Below are 24,928 nucleotides of genomic sequence, written 5' to 3'. Positions count from 1 at the left end.
CGCTCCTCATCCTCCCCGCAGGGCGGGCGGCCCGTCGGGTGCGTCGGCGCGGGCCACCGGAGCGCCCTCGAGCAGGGCGTGCACGACCAGCCGCTGGCGTGCGGAGTACTCCGGGTGGCAGGTGGTGAGGGTCAGGTACGCGCCTGTCGGAGGGCCGTCGGCCGGCCCGTTGGGCGTCGGTGAGATGACCTGCACGTCGGTGGGAGTGACGATCTGCCGGCCGGGCACACCGCCGTCGTCCCCGAGAACCCGGTAGACGAACCAGGCGCTTGCCGTCTCGACGACGATCGGGTCACCCGGGCGCAGCTCGTCGAGCTCCAGGAACGGGGAGCCGCGACCCACCCGGTGCCCCGCGACGGCGAAGTTGCCCTGCTCCCCGGGCAGGGCGGTCCCGGTGTAATGGCCCGGGCCCTGCTCCAGCTCCTCGGCGCCCGTCCCCTCGACGACGGCGCGCGCGTAGTCGGCGCCCAGCCGCGGGATGCGCAAGAAGGCGAACGCCTCGCCGTTCTCCAGCTCGGCCGGGGCGGCGGGGGCCGGGCGGCTCCACTCCTCCCGCAGCTCCGTCGTCAGCTGCTCCTGCTGCGCCGCGCTCTGCAGATCGGTCACCCACAGCTCGTACGCGACGAACAGGAGCAGCAGGTAGCCGACGGTGAGCAGCAGCTGACCCAGCCCGCGGGCTGCGGTGCGCAGCAGCTCCGCGGAGCCTCTCGACACGGCGGCCATGCTAGGTCGGCCGGCCGCGGCGGGCGCGGCCGACATGCGGAGGCGGCTCGGACCACGGCGCGCGGACCGGGCGTCCGCCATGACACGCACGCGTCACACCGAGCGCCGATACTCGGGCGGTGTCCGAAGCCACCGTCGACGTCGCCGACCTGCGCCACTACGGGGGAACGGAGCGGGACGGCGCCGACGCGCCGCTCCGCGAGGACATCCGGCTGCTCGGCCGCGTGCTGGGCGAGGTGATCGGCGAGCAGTCGGGGGCGGACGTCCTCGACCTCGTGGAGGCCACCCGCCTCGAAGCCTTCCGGGTGCGCCGCTCGGAGGTGAACCGGGCCGAGCTCGCGCAGCGGATGGGCGACCTCGACGTCCGGGCGGCCAACCACGTCATCCGCGCGTTCAGCCACTTCTCGCTGCTGGCCAACCTCGCCGAGGACATCCACCACGAGCGGCGCCGCCGGTTCCACCGCCGCGAGGGCTCCCCACCGCAGAAGGGCAGCCTCGCCGCGACGTTCCGGTTGCTGGACGCCGAGCGCCTCGACCGCGACACCATCGCCCGCGAGCTCCGCGGCGCGCTGGTCTGCCCCGTCGTCACCGCGCACCCGACCGAGGTCCGCCGCCGGACGATCTTCCGCGTCCAGCGGCAGATCACCGAGCTGATCCGGCAGCGCGACCGGTCGGCCCCCGGGGAGGTCGATCCGGGGTGGTCGGCGCAGCTGGAGCGCGCGGTGCTCACCCTCTGGCAGACGGCGCTGCTGCGGCTGTCCCGGCTGCGGCTCGAGGACGAGATCGACGAGGCGCTGCGCTACTACGAGCTGTCCCTGTTCGAGGTGGTCCCGGCGCTCAACGCCGACCTGCGCCGGGCGCTGCGGGAGCGCTGGCCCCAGGCCGACCTGCTACCGCGGCCGATGCTCCTGCCCGGCTCCTGGATCGGCGGCGACCGCGACGGCAACCCGTTCGTCACCGCCGACGCCGTCCGCCGGGCCAGCACCCGGCAGGCGGAGACGGCGCTGGGGCATCACCTCGGCGAGCTGCTCGTGCTGCGCGACGAGCTGTCGATGTCCGACCGGCTGATCACCCCCACGCCGGAGCTGCTGCACCTGGCCGAGCTGTCCCGCGACGACTCGCCCTTCCGCGCCGACGAGCCCTACCGCCGCGCCCTCCACGGCATCCACGCCCGGCTGGCGGCCACCGCCCAGCGGGTGCTCGGCTCCGTCCCCGGGCCGCCGCCGCACACCCAGCTGGAGGCCTACGACACCCCTGACGCGCTGCTGGCCGACCTCGGGACGGTCGGCACGTCGCTGCGCAGCCACGGTGCCGGTGCGCTCGCCGACGACCGGCTGGCCCGGCTCCGCGAGGCCGTCGAGGTCTTCGGCTTCCACCTGTGTGGGCTGGACATGCGGCAGAACGCCGCGGTCCACGAGGAGGTCCTCGCCGAGCTGCTCGCCTGGGCCGGCGTCTGCCCCGACTACGCCGCCCTGGACGAGGAGCAGCGGGTCGCGCTGCTGACCGGCGAGCTGCGCATGCGCCGCCCGCTGGTACGGCCGGACGCCGAGCTGTCGGAGACCGCGCACGGCGAGCTCGGCGTGCTCACCGCCGCCGCGGAGCGGGTCGCCGCGCTCGGCCCGCGGGCCATCCCGAACTACGTGATCAGCATGTGCGAGTCGGTCAGCGACGTCCTGGAGGTCGCCGTCCTGCTCAAGGAGGTCGGCCTGCTCGACCCCGACGGGGACGACGGCCCGAGCTGCCCCGTCGGCATCTCGCCGCTGTTCGAGACGATCGGCGACCTGCAGGCCGCCGGCGCGACCCTCTCCGCCGTCCTGGACCAGCCGCTCTACCGGGCGCTGCTGGCCAACCGGGGCGACGTGCAGGAGGTCATGCTCGGCTACTCCGACAGCAACAAGGACGGCGGCTACCTCGCCGCCAACTGGGCGCTGTACCGGGCCGAGCTGGCGCTGGTCGAGGTGGCCCGCCGGGAGGGGATCCGGCTGCGGCTCTTCCACGGCCGCGGTGGCACCGTCGGCCGTGGCGGCGGCCCCAGCTACGACGCCATCCGGGCGCAGCCGCCCGGCGCGGTCGCCGGCGCCCTGCGGATCACCGAGCAGGGCGAGGTCGTCGCCGCCAAGTACGCCGACCCCGACCTCGCCAGGCGCAACCTCGAGGCGATGCTCGCCGCGACGCTGGAGGCCACGCTGCTCGACGTCGAAGGGCTGGGGGAGGACGCCGAGCCGGCCTACGCGCTGCTCGACGACCTCGCCGCCCGGGCGCAGCGGGCCTACCGGGCGCTGGTGCACGAGACCCCGGGTTTCGTCGACTGGTTCCGCGCGGCCACGCCGATCGGTGAGCTGGCCGAGCTCAACATCGGCAGCCGGCCCCCGTCGCGCAAGGCGGGCACCTCGATCAGCGACCTGCGGGCGATCCCGTGGGTGTTCAGCTGGTCACAGGCCCGCATCATGCTGCCCGGCTGGTACGGCACCGGCTCGGCGCTGGAGAGCTGGGTCGACGGCGACGAGCAACGCCTGGAAGGCCTGCGCGACCTGCACCGCCGGTGGCCGTTCTTCCGCACCGTGCTCTCCAACATGGGCATGGTGCTGGCCAAGACCGACCTGGAGCTGGCCGCCCGGTACGCCGAGCTGGTGCCCGACGAGGAGCTGCGGCACCGCGTGCTCGACCCGATCGTCGCCGAGCACGAGCGGACCTGCCGCATGCTGCTCGCGATCACCGGCGACGACCACCTGCTGGCCGACAACCCGTCGCTGGCCCGGTCGATCCGCAACCGGTTCCCCTACCTGGAGCCGCTGCACCACCTGCAGGTCGAGATGCTGCGGCGGCGCCGCTCCGGCGACGACGACGAGCTGGTCCGCCGCAACATCCAGCTGACCATCAACGGCATCGCCACGGCCCTGCGCAACAGTGGCTGAGCCGGAGGTCGAGGGGCGGGCCGGCCCCGGGCCGGTCGACCTGCGCGTGGCCACGACCGGCGAGGAGGTCCGGGCAGTCGCGGCTGCCTCCGGGATCGCCCCGGCCGCGCTCGCCGCGGCCCGCCACGACCCCTCGCTGCGGCTGCTGACCGGGCCGTTCGGCCGGTGGGGCCTGCTGCGCCGGGAGTGGGCCGAGGACGGCACGGCCGAGACGGTGCTGGTGCGCCGCGCGGGCGTCGGCATCGACCAGCCGGGGGTCCTCGCGGCCGCCGCCTCCTGGGGCTGCGGGCGGGTGCGCGACGAGCGGCGCGGTGACGTCCTGCCCGTGCCGGAGCCGCCCGCCGAGGCGCCCCTGGCCCACCGGTTCCTGCACCTCGCCGCGCTGGCCGCCACCCGGGTCGAGGCGGCCGTCGCCCTCACCCGGGATGCCGGCCCCGGCGGGGTGAAGGACGACGGCAGCCCGGCGCTGCCCGCGGACGAGGCCGCGCAGCTCGCCGCGGCGCAGGTGCTGACCCCGCTCGGCGTGCCCCTGCTCAGCGAGGAACGCCCCGACCGCCCGGTGGCCGACGGGACGCCGTGGGTCGTGCTGGACCCGCTCGACGGCACCGGCAACTTCCGCGCCGGCCTGCCGCCGTGGGCCTTCTCGGCCGCGCTGGTGCAGGGCGGCCGGCCGGTGGCCGGGCTCGTCGTCGACCTGTCCTCGGGCCGGCGCTGGGAGGGTGCGGTGGGCGCGGGGGCCCGGCGCGACGGGGCGCCGGTCGGGCCCCGTCCCGGCGGGACGGTGCTGGTCCCCAGCGCCCCGGGTGGCGGCACCGTCGCCGTGCCCACGACCGCCCGCCGGGTCCGGGTCACCGGCTGCACCGCGGTGGACCTGTGCCTGGTCGCCGACGGGTCGGCCGCGGCCTGGCAGGACGTCGACCGCAGCGGCACGCACGTGCACGACGTCGCCGGCGGGCTCGCCGTCCTCGCCGCTGCCGGCGGGGTGGCGCTCACCCCGGACGGCGGGCCGCTGGCGCTGCAGCCGGACACCGGGACGCTGATCCGGCTGGTCGCCGCCGGCAGCGAGAGGACCGCGCGGGAGCTGCTGAGCGCTCTCCGCTGAGGTCAGCGCGCTCGGGCGGCCGCCTCCCGGACCGCCGCCATCAGCGTCTCCCACTGGTGCAGCGTGGTCCGCGCCCGCCCTCTCGTGGCGCCCAGCGCGACCTCGGCGGCGTCGATCGCCCGCCAGTCCTCCAGCAGCACCGGGTCGGCGCCGCGGGCCCGCAGCTCGGCCACCAGGTCGTTCTTCGAACCTCCTCGGGGGCGCAGGACCCCGGCGGTCGCGTCCTCCAGCAGGGCGGTGACCGTCTCGCGGGCGTCGTGCTTGTTGGTGCCGACGACGCCGGTGGGGCCACGCTTGATCCAGCCGGCCACGTACTCGCGCGGTGCGGGCCGGCCGTCGCGCAGCACCCGACCGGCCTCGTTCGGCACGACCCCGCGGCCGGCGTCCAGCGGCAGCTCGGGCAGCCCGCAGCCGCGGTACCCGACCGAGCGGACGACGAGGTCGGCGGGGAGCGCGCTGACCTCTCCGGTGCCCGAGGCGCGACCATCGGCGTCCACCTCGGTGCGCTCGACCTCCACGCCGGTCACCCGGTCCTCGCCGAGCAGCCGCACCGGGCGGCCGAAGAACCGCAGCCGGACCCGCGTCCGGCCCGGTTGCGGCGCGTGCCCGGCCCACCCGGCCAGCACCGCCAGGTTGCGGCCGACGACCCGGTCGGTGGCGGCCCGCTCCGCGGCGGACGGGTCCTGCTCGAGGTCGGCCGGGTCGACCAGCACGGTGGCCTCGGCCAGCTCGCCGAGCTCGCGCAGCTCCTGGGTGGTGAAGGTGGCCTGCGCCGGCCCGCGGCGGCCCAGGATCGTCACCTCCGCCACCGGCGCGGCGGCCAGCGCGTCGAGGACGTGCTGGGGCATGTCGGTCGCCTCCAGCTCCGCGGGTGTGCGGGCCAGCACGCGGGCCACGTCGAGCGCGACGTTGCCCACGCCGACCACCACCACCGAGCGGGCGCGGGCGAGGGCGGCCTCCACCGTCGCGCGGTCGGCGTCGGGGTGGCCGGTGTACCAGGCGACGAGGTCGGTGGCGGCCAGGCTGCCGGGAAGCTCCTCGCCGGGGATGGCCAGCTGCCGGTCCCGCGCCGCTCCGTAGGTGTAGATCACGGCGTCCACGGCCTCGAGCAGCTCGCCGCAGGAGAGGTCCCTGCCGATCTCGACATTGCCCACGAACCGCACCGACGGGTGGTCCAGGGCCCGGTGCAGGGTGTCGCGGATGGCTCGCATCTTCGGGTGGTCGGGGGCGATGCCGTGGCGGACCAGGCCGAACGGGGTGGGCAGCCGGTCCAGGAGGTCCACGGCCACCGGGATCTCCTGCTGGCGGGTCAGTGCCTCGGCGGCGTAGATGCCGGCGGGGCCGGCGCCGACGATCGCCACGCGCAGCGGTCGGGGGGACGGGGGACCGAGGTGATCGTCGACCGACACGAGAGGCATCCTGACCCGGCCGGGGCCGGATGCACCAGGGCCGGCTCAGGCGCAGGAGTGATCGTGGTCCAGTCCGCGGGTCACGTACTGGGTGAGGACGACCCGGCCGCCGGGCACCAGCGGCGCCTGCCGGCAGGTGGCCCGGGCCTCCCGCGCGGTGCTCGCCCCGGCCAGCCAGCTGTCCAGCTCGTGCAGCGGGCTGTCGGGTGGCACGTCGCCGACGATCCGCCGCCACTGGAGGTCGGTCGAGTAGACGCCCACCTGCCCGCCCTTCCCGGTCAGGTAGGCGGTCATCCCCTCCAGGGAGGCGCGGTTGCGCGCGCGGGCGTCCGACGAGCCGGTCTGCCAGGTGTTCATGGTCTCGACGTCCAGCCACCACCGGTAGGCGGCCGGGTCGGTCGGGAGGCCGGCGTCGGTCGCGGCGAGGGGCAGGAACGCCTGGGCGTCGACGTATGCGCGGATCCACCCGTACTGCCAGGAGCAGGCGAGGTCGTTCTCACCGCGGCAGGTGCCGTAGGGCGTGTCGCCGGCCAGTGGCCAGCTGCTGACCTCGTCCCGGACCTGGCCCGGGTTGGCCGTGTTGACGTACAGCTGCACGGGCGGCTGCTCCGGGACCGCGCCCGATGACCCGGCCGCCCACTCCAGCTGCTCGGCCAGGCAGGGGTTGGGCCGGGTGGCGATCCCGCCGTTGACCCCGATGATCGCGAAGGCGGGGCCGTCGGGCAGGTCCTCGTCGCACTGCGGGTAGGAGACGTCGTAGCCCACCTCGCGATGCCCGTCGGAGGTGTCGGCCGCGGCGACCGGCACACCCAGGACCAGCAGCAGGCCCGCGAGCGCGGCGAGCGCGACGGCACGCACCGGGCTCGGCATCCCGCGCACGATACCCAGCCGTGAGGCGGCGGGCACCGACCCGGCTAGGTCAGGCTGCTTGGCACACGTCGCACCAGTAGAGGTTGCGGCCGGCCATCTCCTGGGTGCGCACCTCGGTCCCGCAGACCCGGCAGGGCAGGCCGGTGCGGCGGTACACGTAGTGCGCATCGTCCCGCTGCACCGCGCCCCGCCGGCGGGTGCGGTCACCGGGCAGCGTGGTCACGATGCGCCCCATCCGGACGCCGGAGCGCATCAGGGCGACCAGGTCGGCCCACATCCGCCCCCACAGCTCGGCGCCGACGTCGCGGCCCGGGCGGAAGGGCGAGAGGCGGTGCCGGAACAGCAGTTCGGCGCGGTAGACGTTGCCGACCCCGGCGAGTACCGACTGGTCCATGAGCAGCGCGCCGACGGCGGTCCGGCTGCCCGCGATGCGCCGGTGGGCGAGCATGCCGTCGGTCCGGGGCCGCAGTGGGTCGGGGCCCAGGCGGGCCAGGATCCGGTCGACCTCCGGGGCCGTGAGCACCTCGCAGGCGGTGGCGCCGCGCAGGTCGGTCCACGCGCCCCCGCCGTCGGGCGCGTCGCCCTCCCAGCGCATCCGCACCGCCCCCCGCGGGGGTGGCGGGGTGCCGGTGCCGGACGTGTACTGGCCGTAGAGCCCGAGGTGCACGTGCAGTGTGTCGGCGCCGAAGCGGGCGAACAGGTGCTTGCCGTAGGAGGTCACCTCGTCGAGCACCCGGCCGTCGAGCAACGCCGCGCCCGCGGAGAACCGGCCCTGCGGGCTGGTGACGTGCACCGGCCGGCCGACGAACGCGAGCGACTGCTCGCGGGCCAGCCGGAACAGCGTGTGCCCCTCAGGCACGGCGCACCCTCCCGCAGCGGTCGAGGGCGATCCGGCGCTCCTCGGCATGGTCGACGATCGGCTCGGGACAGCCGGCCGGGACGTCGTCCGGCGCCCGCCACGGCTCGTGCACGTAGCGGGTGGGGACGTCGCGCAGTTCGGGCACCCACCGCCGTACGTGGACGCCATCGGGGCCGGCGGCGTCGCGGGCGGCCAGCAGCGCCGGGTGGTCACCGACCCGCAGGTCGCGGCGGGCCCACAGCAGCGCGATCGGCACCCGCGGAGCGTAGACAGCCGCGGGTGCCGACGCAGGTCAGCGGTCGGCGGTGACCAACCCGAAGTGCGGCCGGTCGGCCTCGGCGACCAGATCCAGCTCCTCGGGATGCTCCTGGATGTAGTGGCGGACGAAGGAGCAGTAGGGCAGCACGTGCAGGTTGCGCTCCCGCGCGGCGGCGAGGACCCCGGCGACCAACGCCGATCCCACGCCCTGGCCGCCGACCGACGGGTCCACCTCGGTGTGCGGCAGGGCCATCGTGCCGTCCTCGACGTGGTAGCTGGCCAGACCGACGACCCGGTCGCCGGCGCGGATCTCGAACCGTCCCCGGTCGGGGACGTCGACCACACTCGTCTCCATCGCTGGTGTTCCACCTCCGCTCGCCCCGGCGCCGTTGCCGGAACACGACATGAGTACAGGAACCGTAACGCCCCGCAGCGCCCGGACGTTTCGCCTCGCCGTCGGAGCGCCGGGGGGACGTGCCAGGATGGGGCCGACGTCCCGGCGCGTGCGGCCGGTCCGTTCCGGCCCCGTAGCTCAGGGGATAGAGCAACGGTTTCCTAAACCGTGTGTCGGAGGTTCGAATCCTCTCGGGGCCACCACTGAATGCGCAGGTCAGCGCGGTATGTGCGCCGACTAGGCGTGTGGTGAGGACTGTCGCGTGACACTCCCGTGTCACATTGGGTCGGAATCGGGGCCTCTCGCCCAGCCCCCTAGCAGGACGCTGCATGAGGTGTCACTGGACTGCACCTGGGTGCACACGCTCCGATTGAGTCGCCGACTCCCCGGGTGGACGCTCGTGGCCTCCTTCGAGCCCGTGGCGTCCAGATCGCACTGAACTCCCGAGTCCCGCGGCACTCCTCCCGAGTCCCGCGGCACTCCTCCGGAGTGCTCCCGAGTCCCGCGGCGGAGAGGCATATTTCCGCTTCGCACGCTGCAGGTGGCCAGGAGGGCACGGCACGCCACGCCGCCGCGACTCCTGAGCACTCGACTCCCTCCGCTTTGACCAGCCACATCCTGCGTGTCGAGCACTCGGCAAGAGTCCCTCGAACAGGACGTCTCTCATTTCGTTGACCTTCCAGGACTCTCAGTTACCGTCACGCGGTGCCAACTGAAGGGCACAGCAGGTAAGCGGGACAGGGAGCAACGAGGGTGACCCAGGTAGCGAGTGTCGACGATCAGGTCGGCTTCAACCAGGCAGGCGTTCTTCTCACCCCTGGTGCTGACCCGGTCATCGAGAGCGCCTCAGTTGTTCTGCCGTTCACGGCCTCGCGGCGCCGGGCCTTCAGCCGATGACCAGTAGCGAGACTGATCTCTCGACGGAAAACGGCGTAACGGATCTCGACTTGCTCGCGCCCGGTCGAGTGATCCGGATGCGCGAGCGGCTGTGGCGGGTCGACTACCTCGACGGGGACATCTTCGGCGCCACCGCCCTCGACGGCCGGGACAATCAAGCGCACCGGTTCCACCGAGGGCTGGAGCGGCTCGACGAGGGCGCGCTGCCGTTACCCGCACCTGAGGCCGTCGGAGACCAGCGCCAGCAGGACCTGCTGCTCGACGCTCAGCGATTCTCCCTCCTGCACGGGACGGCGCCCATCCTGGGTCTTCAGCGGTCCCGAGCGATCCCCACCGACTACCAAATCGTGCCGCTGCTGATGGCGTTGGGCAGCGAGCAGGTGCGCCTCCTGATCGCCGATGACGTCGGAACCGGTAAGACCATCGAGGCTGGGCTCGTCGCTTCCGAGTTGATGGCCCGAGGACGAGCGCGGCGCGTCCTCATCGTCGTGCCCGCCAACCTGCGTGAGCAGTGGCGGGACGCGCTCGACCACTTCTTCCACATCGACGCGACCATCGTCTCTGGCAATCTGCTCCCGGCCCTGGAGCGCAAACTCCTGCCCGGCAAAAGCGTGTGGTCGGCCCACGACGTAGTGATCGCCAGCATCGACTACCTCAAGACCCGGACCCAACAGGTGCTGGCCTATCCGTGGGACCTAGTCGTGATCGACGAGGCGCACCTGTGCGCGATGCCGCACACGCTGCACCGGGACCAGCAGCCGGACATGGAGCGCTGGCAGTTCGCACAGGCGGCGGCCGCGGCGGCCCGGCACCTCCTGCTGCTCACCGCGACCCCGCACAACGGCTACACCGACTCATACGCGTCGTTGTTCAGGATGCTCGACGCCACGCTGGTGCACGACACGCCGGACGGCCCGGTCATCGACCGCGACCGCGCGCGGGCCCACCACGTCGTGCAGCGGCAACGACGCGACATCGAGGCGTGGTACGAGCAGCGGGGCGTCACCTCGCCGTTCCCGAAGCGCCGCGCCGACGAGCAGATCATCGAACTGGCGAAGTACCCGGACATGCGGCTCCTGCTGGAGGGGCTGCACCGCTACGCCGAAGACCTCTACGGCGCGGGAACTGCGCCCGTGGACCGATGGATCGCCGCGCACCTGCAGAAGCGGGCTCTGTCCAGCCCGTACGCCCTGCGCAAGTCCGTCGAGAACCGGGTGAAGACCCTGCGCAAGCAGGCCGCCGTCACGACCACCAAGCAGGTGGCCGTCGCACGCGAGGCGACCAGCGACCAACTGTTCACCGAAAACGACGAGGGCGACGCCGCCAACCTCGACCGAGCCGCCTCGACCCTGCAGACCGCACACGAACTGGCCCGCCTGGAGGAGATCGCCGCCGCGGCGAAGAAGGTCACGCCGCCCAAGGACCCGAAACTGCAAGAACTGTTCCGGCTGCTGCCCGAGCGGATGGCGGCCCACCCGGACACCGCTCGCGTGCTCGTCTTCACCAAGTTCAAGGACACCCTCGACTACCTCGCCGACCGGCTCGAACACGCCGCCAGCGGCCGAAACAAGAAGACGCCCGCGCTGCACGGCGCGGCCGTGTTCGCCATCCACGGACAGATGAGCCTCGCTCAGCGCAGCGAGACCTTCGCGGCGTTCGAGCGCGCACCCAAGGCGGTGCTCGTCGCCACCGACTGCATCAGCGAGGGCCTCAACCTCCAGCGCGCCTGCGCGGAGTTGGTCCACTACGAGTTGCCGTGGAACCCGAACCGGCTCGAACAGCGCAACGGCCGCATTGACCGGTTCCAGCAGAAGGAGCCCTTCGTCGGGATCCGCACGCTCGTCTACGACGACCCGCTCGACGCCGCCCTGCTCTACCTGATCGACACCAAGGCCCAGCAGATGCGCGCCGACTACGGGTTCGTGCCGCCCTTCCTGGCCAACTCCGACATCCTGCTGCACCTGTCGGATCCCGGCTCGGCCTACCGCGCCTCGCTGCAGGAAAAGCGCCGCCACGGGCAGATGGCCATTCCCGGCCTGTTCGCCGAGGAGGCCGACGCCGATCTGACCGAATTGGACTCCGAACTCGCCAGGCTCGCCGAGGCCAACATCAGCGGCACCGACCGCCTCGACAAGATGCGCGTCGAATCCTTCTACGGCCAGTCCGACATCGACCTCGCCACCATCGAGACCGCCCTCTCCCGGTCCCGCGACGAGATCGGCTCGGCGCAGCGGATCGCCGCCTTCACCCGAGCCTGCATCCGCGAACTGCAAGGCGACGTCGCCGAGCACACCGACGGGACCTTCACGATCCACCCGATCCCGGGCGAGATCGCCGACACCGTGACCGCCCGGGAGCGCTACACCTTCGATCCGGTCGCCGGGATCGATGATGCGGAGGTCGACATGATCGACCTGGCGCACCCGCTGATGCGCAGGCTCATCGACCTCACCCTCGACAAGGCCCAACTCCCCGAGTGCACGGGCCGCATCACCGGACGGATCAGCCCGAACATCGACGCCGCCCACCTGGTGCTGCACGTGCTGTTCCGTTACGTGGCTCGCGGCAACCCGCCCGTCCTCCTCGAAGAGATCGTGCCCCTGGCGTACCGCCTGAGCGACGGCTCCCCGGTGCCGGACCCGTGGCCGCTGCTCACAGGCCCCGGCGGCGCTGGCCAGCAGTACCGCGACGACCTCATCGAGGATGCCCGCGACGTTCTGCGCGACCCGGACCTGCGCCCGCGCCTGGACCGCCTCGCGGCCGCACGCGCCCGCACCGTGGCCGAGCACCACGCCGGGCTGTCCGCTGAGTGGGCCAACGGGCTCGACGACGTCGAAGCCACCTCCGCCGACCTCATCGCCGTCACCCTCGTCTACCCCGAAGTTGCGCCATGACCGACATCAGCCTGATCCACACCTCCGGAGGGCTCCTCGGGGACGTCTTTACCGACGCGCTCCGCCAGCCGGTCGTCGACGGCGACCCTCGCTTCCTCGCCGACATCGCGACGTTCACCAACGCCGACGGCGCACCGCCCACGCGCGCCCAGCACGACAGCGACTTCGACGCCGCCTTCCGCACCGGCCAGGCCCTATGGAGCGCCTACAGCGACGAGTTGGCGCGCGGCATGGACGTCTCCCGGCTGCGCGAGCGGCTCCTGCTGCCGCTGCTGAATCTGCTCGGCTTCGACCCCGTCTACCAGCGCTCGCGCCTGACCGCGGGCGGAGACACCTGGCCGATCAGCCACCTCGGCTGGCGCGGCCACGCCGCCCCACCGATCCACCTCGTGCCCGATCTGGACCTCGACGAGCGCGGCCCCCGTCACCGCAGCCCCCACGAGGAACTGCAGGGCTACCTCAACAACGTGCCCGTCCGCTGGGGCATGCTCAGCAACGGCCGCGTCCTGCGTCTTATGCGGGACTACCACCACACCCGGACCCGGGGCTACGTCGAGTTCGACCTCGCCGCCATCTTCGAGGGCGCCAGCCACGCGGACTTCCTCGCCCTGTGGCGCCTCACCCACGCCAGCCGCTTCCGACCCCTCACCGAGCAGACCAGCGACGGTGACCACCTCACCCTCTTGGAGAAGTCCTACGAGCAGGCGCTCGACGCCGGTGTGGCCGCGGGCAAGCGCCTCCAACCCCAGGTCCGCGAGGCCCTGGAAACCCTGGCCAACGGCTTGCTCGACGCCACACCCGGGCTTCGCCACGACCTGGGCGAACACCCCGACCATGGCCGGGACTTCCACCGCGAACTGCTCACCGTTCTCTACCGGGTGCTGTTTCTGCTGTTCGCCGAGCAGCGCGGCATGCTCAAGCAGGCCAACCCGCTCTACGACGAGACGTACTCGCTGACCGCGCTGCGTGCCCGCGCCGAAGCCGACGACGCCGAGCCCCGCCGCCAGGACCTCTGGGAGGGTCTCAAGACCACCTTCCGAATCTTCGGCGACGAGGCACTCGCCGCCACCGTCGGCGTCTATCCCTACAACGGGCAACTGTTCGACCTCGCCCGCACCCCGCTGACCGGCCGGGCGCGCTGCTCGAACAAGGCAACCCTTGACGCGATCCGGGCACTCACCACCGTCCACGTCGGCCGTGTCCCCATGCACGTCGACTACCGCAACCTCGGCGTCGAGGAACTCGGCACCGTCTACGAATCCCTCCTCGACTACACCCTCACCATCGCCGAGCAGGCCACCGCGGTGGACGGTCGCGTCGTCCCCGCCGGGCAGGCATACCTGGCGCCGCTGAGCGTCGAACGCTCTGACCTGGCCAGTTACTACACCCCCACCGACCTGGTCGACCTGCTGCTGGCCCGCAGCCTCGACCCTCTGATCGACCAGCGGCTCGCCGAGGCCGGACCGGATCCGCAGGCCCAGGCCGAGGCGCTGCTCTCCCTCAAGATCGTCGACCCAGCCTGCGGCTCCGCCGCCATCTTGGTCGGAGCGCTCGACCGCATCGCCTACGCCCTGGCCAAGGCCCGCAGCCAGCCCCACGAGCCCCGCGACATCGACCTCACCCACGCCCGTCGCGCGGTACTCCAACACTGCATCTACGGCGTCGATAAGGACCCGTTCGCGGTCGAACTGGCCAAGGTCGCCCTCTGGATCCACTGCATCGTCCCGGACGAACCCCTGTCCTTCCTTGACACCCACATCGTCTGCGGCGACGCCCTCGTTGGCTGGCCGCTCCTAGACATCCCGAACGAGATCCCATCCGCCGCCTACGAGTTCAAAGCGGCCGACAAGGACGACAAGGCGATGCTCACGACCGCGAAGAACCGGAATAACGCGTTCCTCGCCGCCGCTGTTGACGCCGACGACGCGCTGTTCGCCCTTGCCAAGGTCGACCCAGACCTCAAGCCGCCTTTCGCGCTCACGGCCACGGAGCACACCTACGCGGACGTCCGCGCCAAGCAACGGGCGTACGTCAAGTGGCGCGACAGCGATGAGTACGCCAAGTGGAAGAAGGCCGCCGACTTGTGGACGGCCGCCTTCTTCTGGACGGCCGAGTTCGGCCGCGCGCCGACCACCTCGGACTACCAGCAGGCCGTTAACTCCAGCGCCGAGGCCGAACTCACCGCGAAGGCGGCGCGGATCGTCGAGGACCTCAATCCGCTGCACTGGCCCCTCGCCTTTCCCGAGGCCCGTGCGCAGGGCGGCTTCGACCTGGTCATCGGAAACCCGCCCTGGGAAGAAACCGCGAGCATTGAGCAAGAGTTCTTCGCGCAGGCCGCTCCCCATATCGCAGCGATGACCAGCGAGCATCGGGGGGATGCCATCGGAGCCCTTGAGGCATCCAACCCCAGCCTCCACTCCCGCTGGTTGACCTACAAGGCGACGAAGGAACGCTTCGCGCACTTCGCGAAAACATCCGGGCGGTTCACCCGAACCACGGGGAAGACGAACACCTACGTGCTGTTCACCGAGGTTGCGGCAGCGAACAGTGGCCATGCCGGGCTCATCGTCAAGACAGGCATCGCCGTCGACCAGGCGCAGTCACGCGTCTGGCAGCGCGTGCTGGAGGACAACCGCGTCCACGAAGTCACCGACATCGTCAACGCCAGCCCCTCGGGTGCTCGCGTGTTCCCCGTGGTGGCTGCCGTCGAGCGCTTCTGCGTCCTGGTGCTCCGGCCACATGCCCCGACCGCCCCGACCATGCGTGCGGCCATGCTGAACTTCGGGGTCGAGAAGGCATCGACCGCTGCCTACCGTGAATGGCCGCGGGCGGACCTCGCTGCCTTTGCGCCGCGCACTCGGACACTGCCGTCCACTTCGCGGGTCGACGAGATCGACTTGGCGTTGGAACTGCAGAAGCGGTGGGAGACTCTGGACTTCAGCGACGTCGGCGGCCTCAATCCATGGGGTATCCGGCTAAGCGATATGTTCAACTCCACGATCGCGCGTCGGAAGGGTTGGCTACTTCGCGAGGAGGCGTTGTTCGCGGACGGCTACGGCCTTGGCGCAGACAAGGTCTTCCGGCGTTCGGACGGTCGCGTCGCGATACCGGTCTATGAAGGTCAGATGGCGAACCGGTGGGACCATCGGGCGCGCACTTTCGAGGGGTATCGAGGCGCAAACAAGTATGGGAAGAAGCCCGACATCCCCCGAGTCACGGAGACGCAACACGCTGACGTTCGGTTCGAGGTTCAACCGCGCTACTGGATGCACGCGGATATCGTCAATGCTCGACTGGAGCAGATTGCCGGTGAGCACTGGCTGATCGCTATACGGGACATCGGCCGTCCATGGACTGACCGCCGCATCATGCGCACTGCACTTCTAGGACGGTATCCAGCCACGGATACGCTTCCCGTCATCTCCGTCGCACCGGAGCACGCCCTTCGCCTTACGGCGCTGTTCAACTCGATGGTGTTCGACTTCCTTGTGCGGATCCACATGCCAGGAGGTCACGTCACGCCTTGGATCGTGTCGCAGTGCGCGGCTCCGCCTCCGCGCATGATCAGTCCCGAGGTGGAGGGGCTCGCCGCGACACTGTCCATCACCTCCCAGGCCCTGGCCGATCTGACGGGATGGCCCGTTCAGGTCTGGACTGCGAAGGAACGGGAATGGCTGGACGCCAAGGTTGACGCACATGTCGCCCGTGCTTACGGCCTAACCCTGATGGAATACGAGACCGTGCTGGACCATTTCGACCTGCTCAGGAAGATTGAGGAGCGGGACGACACCATCGGGGAATACCGCTCAAAGCGGCTGCGCCTCGAAGCGTTCGAGGAGATCGGGGGAGTGCGCTGATGCACCCGTTGGCGATGCTGGCGTCGTTGCGCGAGGACTACACGAAGTACGTCGACTCGTTCCAGTTCTACAAGAACCCGGCGATCCAACAGTGGGTGGAAAGCAAGCGCACAGAAGGGCGCCTGCTCTACCGCGAGCCATTCCTCACCATCGCCAAGCCGTTCCGCGAAGGAACCCCGCTCAAGACGCTGGTCAACGAGGGCGTGCTCGACCCCGGCGTGCTGAACGTGTTCACCAAGAAGCCGGGTGACCGATCGGCCGCGCCGATCGAGCCGTTCGCGCACCAGACACAGGCGTTCCGGCAGGTACTCACCGGCTCCAACACGGCGGTAACCACCGGCACGGGCTCCGGCAAGTCGTTCACCTTCCACATCCCGATCGTGTCCACGGCACTGGCCGGACTCGCCACCGCAACCTCGGCCGAGGGTTTCCGCTCCCCGCTGGCCGTGATCATCTATCCGATGAACGCGCTGGCCAACAGCCAGTACGAGGACCTCGCCGCGCGACTCGCGGGCAGCGGACTGCGGGTCTGCAACTACACCGGTGACCTCAAGGCCACCAGCGAGGCCGCGCTGAAGGACTTCCGGTCCCTGACCGGTCGCGAACTGCCGTTCGACTCCGAGGTCATCGACCGCAACACCCTGCACGCGCAGGGCTGCGACATCCTGCTCACGAACTTCAAGATGCTGGAGTACGCCCTCGTCCGGCGCAAGGACGGGCATCTGTTCAAGATGCTCGGCCAGGGCGGACGCTTGCAGTTCCTCGTGCTGGACGAGATGCACACCTACTCCGGCCGCCAGGGCGCGGATATGGCGCTGCTCGTCCGCCGCTTCAAGGAACGCACCGGCACGACGGGGACGCTGCGATGCATCGGCACGTCCGCGACCGTGGACTCCGGGGACCCTGCGGAGGCGGCCCGCGTCATCGCCGGATTCGCCAGCCACCTGTTCGGGGAAACCTTCAGTCCGGAGCACGTGGTGCAGGAGCAGTACGGCGCTCCGGAAACCCGGGATCCCGACATCGGGGACCTGCATCTGCCGCACGCCGTTGTCTCGGTAAGAACCGTCGAGCGAGCCCGGGCCGCTGAGACCGATGCACAGGTCGTGGAGGTCCTCGCCCCGGCGCTGCTGAACGGCCCGGCGACGCCCGACGCCGTCCGCTCCTGCCTGCCGGTGGCCTGGGTCGAGCGGGCGATGTGGGCGGGGGTTCGGTCGGTGCAGCGCCTGGCCGAGGACTACATCGAGCAGGTTCGGCCCGGCGCGTCGACCGATGAGGCGACTGCTGAAATCGAGGCGGCACTGATGTTGGCCGCCGCCGTGAAGACGCCGGGGCCCAAGGGCGACGCGGTGGGACTGCTGACCCCCAAGGTGCACGCGTTCTTCTCTCAGGGCCTTCCGGTCACCCGATGCCTGCGCATCGAGGACCCGCCGCACCTGTCCGAGCGCGGGCAGTCGACCTGCACGATGTGCGCCGAGGAGCACGTCTCCGACGTCCAGGCGTATCCCATCATCTTCTGTACTGCCTGCGGCCAGGACTACTACGTCGCCACCGACGACGGCGCCACCCTCACTTCCCGCGACTTCCTCACCACCGGAGACGACGGCCTGCCGGTGTACGTCATGACCGACGACTGGGACGAAGACGCCGTCCCGGTCGACGCGAGGGACGTCAAGAAGGACGGCACGCCGCGCAAGGGTCGGGACGGAGCAGTGCCGCGCCGCACGAAGGCGTGCGGCCGGTGCGGCACCCTCGGCGAGAACTGCGGCCACCCGGAGATCCGAGACGTGGTCATGGTGGCCGCGCCGTTGCTGCTGTGCCCGTCCTGTGGGGTCCGCTACGACGGGCAGAACTCTGAGTACAACAAGTTCTTCCAGGTCGGCACGGTCGGCCGGGCCACCGCCACCGACGTCCTCGTCGAGGGGATGCTGAACAACCTCGACCCCGACCGCAAGCCTCAGGTCATGGCGTTCACCGACAATCAGCAGGACTCGTCGTTCCAGGCGGCGCACCTGCGATCCATGTCCCGCCGGTTCCACTTCCGCCGCGCGGTCATCGCGGGCCTCCAGGCGGCGACCGATCCCGCGACGGCGCTGGACACCGGCGAGGTCGCCGACGAAGCCTTCAAGGCGATGAAGGCCACAGGGACGCTGCCGCGCTTCACCTCGCTGGAGGCCGACGCACCCAGCCTGGACCCGGAAGCGGACCAGGCGAAGGCTCGCGCTCGCTACATCCGCTACCTGAAGGCGGGCGTGCTCATGGAGACGAGCGGCGCCCCGCGTAAGGCCCAACCAAACCTCGAAGACACGGGGCTGGTCATCGCCGACTACGCCATGCTCAAGCCCGACCTGGTCCTCCCCAGACTGCAATCCGATCCGGAGGTCGGAGCGTTCCTGCGGGCCTACGGGGACACCAACCCGGATCTGGTCATGGACCTGCTCCGCACGATCCTCGACGTCATCCGCCGCCAACGGGCCATGATCAGCGACAACGAGGAGCAGGGGCCCGCGTCCGCGTTCAGCGACCCGAACAAGTTCCGCACCGACGTCCTCGATCAGATCAGCGACGCCTGCTACTTCCACGGCAGCCCGGACTTTCCGATGCGTCGAGTTGTCTTCGATGAGCGGGCCGAGCAAAGGCGTGTGGTCGAGGTTCGGCGCCTAGCGGGCAAGGAGAACCCGGACGGCTCTGACGCGCCGCAGACCACCGCACTGACCCGGTGGCTCCGCCGCGAGATCGATCCCACCAACGGCATCGCAAGCGCCGACGTCAAGCGGCTCATCCGCGAGGCACGGGACTTCCTCACGCGCTACCAGTTCCTCCGGGCCCACAGCCCGGGCCTCGTGCTCAACGAAGAGCGCTTGCGCTACTGGCTCCCCAAGGCACCCGTCGGATACCGCTGCCCCCGCTGTGCCGCCCGCTGGATCTTCACCCGGGTCCGGCACTGCCCGCGCTGCGTCCGCGTCGCCCTCGTAGAGGACCGGCCTGGGCGCGACGACTTCTTCCGCAACGCCTACACCGCCCCCCTCGGATCTGCGATGCGCATCGAGGCGTTCGAGCACACCGGCTCCCTCGACGGGGACCAGCGCAAGACAATCGAGACCCGCTTCAAGAATCCCAAGGACGATCTGAACGTCCTGGTCTGCACCCCGACGATGGAACTGGGTGTGGACATCGGGTCCCTGTCCGCCGTGTACATGCGTAACGTCCCACCGTCCCCGGCGAACTACGCGCAACGGCAGGGCCGGGCCGGACGTGCCGCCCAGCCCTCCACCGTCGTGACCTTCTGCAGCGCCCAGGGACGCAGCGGCACCCACGACCAATACTTCTTCAAGCGCCCCGAGCGGATCGTCGCCGGAAAGATCGCCGCGCCGCGGTTCCTCCTCGACAATGAGGCGCTGCTGCGGTCCCACCTCAACGCCCTCATCCTCGGAGCCCGGGACGAAGACTTCCCCGACACTCTGACGTCCTGGGTTCGACTCGACGACGCCACCGGCGGACTCACCGACGCCTACCGGGCCACCCTCAAGCAGTTCATCGAAGCCAACCGGGCGACGCTGATCGATCGTGGGAGGGCCGCGTTCGCGGACGTCTTCGCCACCGCCGTGGCCGTCACCGACGCCCTCGTCGCGGAGATCGTCGACGGCTTCGTTTCCGCGCTCGACCGCGAGATGGCGGCGCTCGTCACTTACGCCAACGAACTGAAGATCGAACTCGACCAACTCAACGCCAAGGGCGACGCCACGGGCCTGGACGGGTCAGAGAAGCGGCGCCGGGACGCCATCGAGACCATCCGTCGCAAGATCCGCGAAGGGACCGGGGACTATTACCCCCTGGCCTGGCTCGCCCAGCGCGGCTTCTTGCCCACCTACGCCTTTCCTCGGCAGGCAGTCCTCCTGCGGTTCAACAACCGAGAACAGGCCCGCGTGCGGTCTCGGGCCATCGCGCTCCGCGAGTTCGCCCCCGGCAACTCGATCTACCACCTCGGCAACCGCTACGTGGTCACGAAGGCATCGTTCGGACGTGACACCCAGGCCGTCACCGACGAACTCCACTTCTGCTCCTGCGGCGCCTACCTGACTAAGGCGCAAGCCGTGGCCAGCACTCGCTGTCCCCAGTGCGACCGACCCCTCGTGGAGGCCAAGACCTTCCGGGCCGCAATGCCGATCACCGACGCCTACGCGGTGCAGCGGGACAACGTCGGGGCAGACAGCGAGGAGCGTCTCCGGCAGGGCTACCGCATCGCCACCGGCTACCGCCTGCCGCCCCTGGGGGTAAGCAAGCGGGACATCACGCCCAGCGAAGGCAGCCCTCTGGCGGCCACTTACGCCCACCTCGGCCACCTGGTCCAGGCGAACACCGGGCTGCAGCGCAGCGACGAGCAGTTCAGTCTGTGCACCCGCTGTCGCACCTGGAACCCCGACGCCGAGCACTTCAACACGGGCAAGGAATGCCACCCGGCCACCGAGAATCTGCTGGATAACGTCGTCCTGTTCACCGAGGGACGCCACGACATGCTGCTCCTCGACGTGGTCGCGCCGGACGGAGCCGATGCCGAGAAGTACGCGCACACGTTGACCTACGCCCTCATGGCGGCTATCGGCACGCACTTCGGCGTCGAACTCGGTGAACTGTCCGGGCACGTCTTCCCGCACCCGGAGGGTGAAACCAAGCCGACCGGTCGCCGGATCCTCATCTACGAGATGGACGAGGGCGGCGTCGGGGTCGTCGACCGGGTCGCCGTTCCGGAGACCTGGCAGGCCCTGGCGGCCAAAGCCCTCGACATGCTCCACAGCAACGCCGACGGCACCGACCAGCCCGACGCGTGCCTCGACTCCTGCTACGAGTGCCTGCGGACCTTCTACAACCAGTGGAACCATGAGTACCTCGACCGCACGTTGGTCATCCCGTTCTTCGCGGCCAACGCTCGCGGCGCGACGATCACCGCGCAGGACACCTCGGGAGACTGGGACGTCATCCTTACCGAGTACGCGTCCCGGACCGAGAAGTGGATGGTGCAGGCCATCAAGGACGCGCGGCTCCCCGCGCCGACCGCCGCACACATTGGCCTTCCCCCCGCCAGCCCGGTCGCGGAGGCTGACCTGCACTGGCAGGGCGAGGGGCTCAACCTCGCGGTCCTGCTCGACGGCGGAGTCCACGATGACCCCACCATCGCGGCGGACGACGCGGAGAAGCGGCGGAAACTGCGCGATAGGGGCTACAGCGTCCTCGTGATCCGGCATGACAACCTGCAGGCTGGAATCGAGAGCCTGCGGGACCGACTCGGTGTATGAGGATCGATCAGGCTGGTGGCGACTCACCGCTCGGGCCGCGCCTTGGCTGGTAGAAGGCCAAGAAGGCGCTTGTCACCGCCCTGCGAGAGAGCAGGGCGGTGACAAGCGGCCCTAGAGCGCTAGGCGGGTCGCGTGGATTCCTAACGCACTGTCAACCCCACCGTTGTGCAGGTGCATCGTTTCGCCTAACGGCGTGATAACTCTGCGACGGGCCCGTACTCTGTTGACACGACTGCACGCTGACTTTGAGCCTTCGGGCGCATCATCGGCACGCTCATGACCTCGCGAATGTCAGGCAACGGGGCGATGCGCAGCACTGCATCGACATGGGCTCGGGCGTGCTCCGAGTCGGTAATCGGGACTTGGACCTGAAGCGCCGACTGTCCGGCCACGAATGCCTCTTCGGCTTGGTGGTCGCTGAGCCACTGTCCTGTCGATGCGTGCACGGGAATGTTCGGCGGGCGAGTGATAAGGCGGACGCTCGCGGCCACGGCGGCGACGTGCCAGACGCGCTGTGTAGGCCACGAGAGCAGGCCTGGGGTCAGCGTGTACCGCGGGACGCCCGCAGCCTCAAGATCCTGGCTCCTCAGATCGTCAGGGTGCGCGAGATTGATGAGAGCCTCCACAAGGCTCGCGATCGCCTTACGCGCCCGTTGGCTGCCACTGGCGGCGTCCACGTCGGCGAGAAGCCCCACCAAAGCCGATACCCCGTCCTCCCCCATGAGACTGCGGATTGCCTGGGCATCCCGTCGGTGTCCTTCACGGCCTCGCAGCACACGGAACACCTTCTGCTGGAGTAGCCCGCGCGCGTACTTCGCTTGATCGGCCTCTACTCGCTCAACGCGCTGCTCGACACGGTCAGCGACACCAAGGCCTTCAGCGAACTTGTCCAAGGCAGCGGCGGTATCACTGCCGCAGATCGCCCGGACAAGCGGCAGGCCGCCCGGTGTTGCACGGACCAACCCCCATCCGCAGCGTTCAACCAGGCCGAGCGAGGCCAGCGACTGACGGGAGGGAGTGACGGCGCGGTGCACCGTCGCTGAGGAGCAGTCCGCTGCCAATGCCCACTGCGCAGTCTTGATCGGGCTGCCGTCAACGGGGAGCGCCGCCAGCAGCCGCTGGTCGACGTAGGTCAGGCCGTAGCCCTTGCCTCGGCCTGTGCCGGTCCACAGTGAATGGACCATCGCGGTGAAGGTGGGGAGGCTGGGCACGTCGACAGGGTGACCGTTTTTCTCATCCCGGGGCACGTCCCCAAGGGGGACAGACCGCTGAGCATCAGAAGGTGTCCCACGATGAGAGAAATCCCTGGGCACCCGTAGCCGGTAGATCGCAGCCTCCTGGCCGAGCCGGGAGCCTCGAAACACCCTTTCCAGGACACCCGCGGTGCACAAATCGTTCAGAACCCGCCCTGCGGTTGACGCTACACAGCCGATCGCCTTGACCAACTCGCGGTGCGCCATGCGGAACTTCAGCGAACCTGAATCCGTTGCGCTCGCCAGGACGTATTCGAGCGCCGGACGACGCATGCCGCGAAGCGCCTTGCGCCCGTTCGGCGTCGTCGCCCACTTGCGGATAAGGGACAGGGTCGCAGCGACGTCCGGGCGTGGGGTGTTGGCGAGGGGCCGGATCTCGGTGAACGCCGACGCCTCAAGGGCCCGAGAAAGGACATCCGCGGCTCCGGCATCACGGCCACCAGCGGCGGCGTAAGCGGACAGCAGAGCGGACTCGACTTGCTCCCTGCTGATGTGCCGCTGGTGCACGCGGGCTCCCATCGCGATACCCGCCTTGAACAGGGCCTGGATCCGCTTCTCTGACTTGGCCGCCCGAACATTCCCCGCCTGGCCCTCTAGGCGAGCAGCCGCGTAATTGCGCTCCCGCGGGCCCACCGTATGGCCTATGCGAGGCGGGGTCTCCCACGGCAAAGTGGCCGCAATGGCACGTCCCCGGACGGCGTCACCGCGAGGCAGGGCGGGCGTCGCGGAGAGCCATGCATACGCGGCGAGAGATCGATGCAGGGTCGGCGCTGCAACCACATATCCGCTTTTCCCGCGGTAGTCGACCTGCGGCAGCAGTCGCTGGCCATTCACCGCGCCCGGCACCGAGGGGATCAAGCAGTGCAGCCCACCGGCCCGGCCGCTTCGGGCCCACGCTAGCGGTGTCGGAATGCGGTCGGCTGCGAGCAGGTCCGCGACAGCCTGCAGAGCATCCGCGCTATCAATGTCGATGACATCGAAGCCGTGGCCGGTAGCCAGCGCGATGCCCGCGCGTGGCCGCCGGTACCACCACGAGTCGATCTGCCGGGGATCTGTACTCGCGCCCTTGACGCCGTTCTTGTTGATCGGGTGCTTTCCCGCCTGCGCGGCATTCTTCCCTCCGGGCGCATGGGTGGGATCGCCGCAACCGCAGGATCCATCGGGAAGGATGTGCCAGAGCGGAAGCACCGGGATTCCCGACCGCGCATAAGCACGCGCGACCAGACGCATCGAGGCCGCCCCATCCTCCTGACCCGCTTGTGATGCGGTTATCAGCCGCTCGGGCGTGATCTGAGCCGCCATTTTGGGGGTCGCTCCGGAGGTTCGGGGGAGGCCGGGATGAATCAGTGGTCCACCACCCGTCGCTTCCCCCGGGGAGGCCAGCGGGGCCATAAACGGTTCTTCGGTAGTCACAGGCTGCCCCATCGGCAGGTTCGGACGCAGATCGGACAAGAAGTGTGCGTTGCCTGTCTAGCGCGGGGTCTACCTATCAGAAGGGGCGCGGGGCGGCCTTAGGGGCGCGCACGTTGGCGACAACGTCTGTGTTGCCGCGGCCGCCCGCACGCGAGGGAGATCATCAATCCAACTCTGAAGATTTTTCGTGACTTGTAGCAGCGGGGTTCATGTTGTGCCGATACCGCCACCGCAGTGTTCATGCGCGACGGAAAGGCGACAGCACATGAGGAACATTCAGCAGTCCTTTGCGACCATCCCCATGGTCGACCTGCAGTTCGGCCTCCCGACCCGGACGGTTCGCGGCAACCCCACCATCCCGGTAGAATGCGCGCCAGACGGATATCCCCACACCTTCAACCTCGATTCGCCGGAGTCACCCAAGGCAACCCGGGTGTGCGGGGGCGAGTGGAACTGGTGGCTTGTGTGCCGCACCATCTGGGGAAGCGCCTTCGCCGACATTCCCCCGGCGATCGTCATCGAGTCCATCGGCAATCACTGGCGCCTTTACCTGGTGACCGGGCCGGGCGGTCGGATGGTCGTGCGGGAGGTGCCAGACCCCGAAGCCCAAGCCGCAGCGCGACGGGCATTCGGGTCGCGACGTCCACGGAGTCGACGCGCCTGACCTCGGCTGGCCTTGAACTCCCGAAAGGCGCGGAGTGCGGAACGCAGCGCCGATCGGCATGATCACCGCAAGCGCGGCTGTCGATAGTCCCACCCGGTCCTTGGTCGCACGCTCCCGCGTCCCGTCGGG

At 70.3% G+C, this 24,928-nt stretch carries 13 protein-coding genes and 1 tRNA gene; 7 read left to right on the top strand and 7 right to left on the bottom strand.

The window, feature by feature from the left end:
* Positions 1-6: 6 nt before the first annotated feature.
* Complete coding sequence (locus BMZ50_RS07940) at positions 7-714, bottom strand: class E sortase (protein WP_091323546.1); 708 nt, start codon at positions 712-714, stop codon at positions 7-9.
* A 128-nt stretch (positions 715-842) separates the two neighbouring features.
* Between BMZ50_RS07940 and ppc the strand changes: the two genes are divergently transcribed.
* Both ppc and BMZ50_RS07930 read left to right on the top strand, forming a co-directional pair.
* The gene (gene ppc / locus BMZ50_RS07935; protein WP_091322940.1) at positions 843-3,638 is read left to right on the top strand and encodes a phosphoenolpyruvate carboxylase; all 2,796 of its coding nucleotides are present in this window, start codon (positions 843-845) and stop codon (positions 3,636-3,638) included.
* Positions 3,631-4,740 carry an inositol monophosphatase family protein gene (locus BMZ50_RS07930; RefSeq protein ID WP_091322939.1) on the top strand — a complete coding sequence of 370 codons (1,110 nt, stop codon included), beginning with the start codon at positions 3,631-3,633 and terminating at the stop codon, positions 4,738-4,740. The genes ppc and BMZ50_RS07930 overlap by 8 nt, the downstream gene beginning before the upstream one ends.
* Positions 4,741-4,742: 2 nt before the next feature.
* Here BMZ50_RS07930 and BMZ50_RS07925 read toward each other — a convergent pair whose 3' ends face one another.
* The 5 genes from BMZ50_RS07925 to BMZ50_RS07905 are packed head-to-tail and all read right to left on the bottom strand — an operon-like array spanning position 4,743 to position 8,491.
* Complete coding sequence (locus BMZ50_RS07925; RefSeq protein ID WP_425432000.1) at positions 4,743-6,149, bottom strand: FAD-dependent oxidoreductase; 1,407 nt, start codon at positions 6,147-6,149, stop codon at positions 4,743-4,745.
* A 45-nt stretch (positions 6,150-6,194) separates the two neighbouring features.
* Positions 6,195-7,019: a glycoside hydrolase family 25 domain-containing protein gene (locus tag BMZ50_RS07920; protein WP_091322935.1), complete on the bottom strand. Its 825-nt coding sequence runs from the start codon at positions 7,017-7,019 to the stop codon at positions 6,195-6,197.
* Positions 7,020-7,068: 49 nt separating this feature from the next.
* The gene (locus BMZ50_RS07915) at positions 7,069-7,878 is read right to left on the bottom strand and encodes an Fpg/Nei family DNA glycosylase (RefSeq protein WP_091322933.1); all 810 of its coding nucleotides are present in this window, start codon (positions 7,876-7,878) and stop codon (positions 7,069-7,071) included.
* Positions 7,871-8,134, bottom strand: coding sequence for an FAD-binding domain-containing protein (locus tag BMZ50_RS07910; protein WP_091322931.1), 264 nt, complete (start codon positions 8,132-8,134; stop codon positions 7,871-7,873). The genes BMZ50_RS07915 and BMZ50_RS07910 overlap by 8 nt, the downstream gene beginning before the upstream one ends.
* 36 nt (positions 8,135-8,170) lie before the next feature.
* Positions 8,171-8,491, bottom strand: coding sequence for a GNAT family N-acetyltransferase (locus tag BMZ50_RS07905; RefSeq protein WP_091322929.1), 321 nt, complete (start codon positions 8,489-8,491; stop codon positions 8,171-8,173).
* A 166-nt stretch (positions 8,492-8,657) separates the two neighbouring features.
* Here BMZ50_RS07905 and BMZ50_RS07900 point away from each other — a divergent pair.
* From BMZ50_RS07900 to BMZ50_RS07885, 4 genes are all read left to right on the top strand, one after another.
* A tRNA-Arg gene (locus BMZ50_RS07900) sits at positions 8,658-8,733 on the top strand.
* Positions 8,734-9,423: 690 nt separating this feature from the next.
* A complete protein-coding gene (locus BMZ50_RS07895) occupies positions 9,424-12,321 on the top strand; it encodes a helicase-related protein (protein WP_091322927.1) in 2,898 nt (965 codons plus the stop codon).
* Positions 12,318-16,178 carry an Eco57I restriction-modification methylase domain-containing protein gene (locus tag BMZ50_RS07890; protein ID WP_091322924.1) on the top strand — a complete coding sequence of 1,287 codons (3,861 nt, stop codon included), beginning with the start codon at positions 12,318-12,320 and terminating at the stop codon, positions 16,176-16,178. Before BMZ50_RS07895 ends, BMZ50_RS07890 begins: the two co-directional genes overlap by 4 nt.
* Positions 16,178-21,469, top strand: a complete 5,292-nt coding sequence (locus tag BMZ50_RS07885) for a DEAD/DEAH box helicase (RefSeq protein WP_091322922.1) — start codon at positions 16,178-16,180, stop codon at positions 21,467-21,469. The genes BMZ50_RS07890 and BMZ50_RS07885 overlap by 1 nt, the downstream gene beginning before the upstream one ends.
* Positions 21,470-21,654: 185 nt before the next feature.
* Here BMZ50_RS07885 and BMZ50_RS07880 read toward each other — a convergent pair whose 3' ends face one another.
* Positions 21,655-24,024, bottom strand: a complete 2,370-nt coding sequence (locus BMZ50_RS07880; protein ID WP_177212710.1) for a bifunctional DNA primase/polymerase — start codon at positions 24,022-24,024, stop codon at positions 21,655-21,657.
* Between the two features lie 376 nt (positions 24,025-24,400).
* On the opposite strand from BMZ50_RS07880, the gene BMZ50_RS23665 reads away from it, so the two are divergent.
* Positions 24,401-24,799, top strand: coding sequence for a hypothetical protein (locus tag BMZ50_RS23665; RefSeq protein ID WP_177212709.1), 399 nt, complete (start codon positions 24,401-24,403; stop codon positions 24,797-24,799).
* Positions 24,800-24,928 lie beyond the last annotated feature (129 nt).

The organism is Geodermatophilus ruber (assembly GCF_900114385.1).
GTDB classification, from domain to species: domain Bacteria; phylum Actinomycetota; class Actinomycetes; order Mycobacteriales; family Geodermatophilaceae; genus Geodermatophilus; species Geodermatophilus ruber.
Note: the sequence above shows the minus strand (reverse complement) of the source record. Positions and strands in the feature narration are given on the sequence as shown.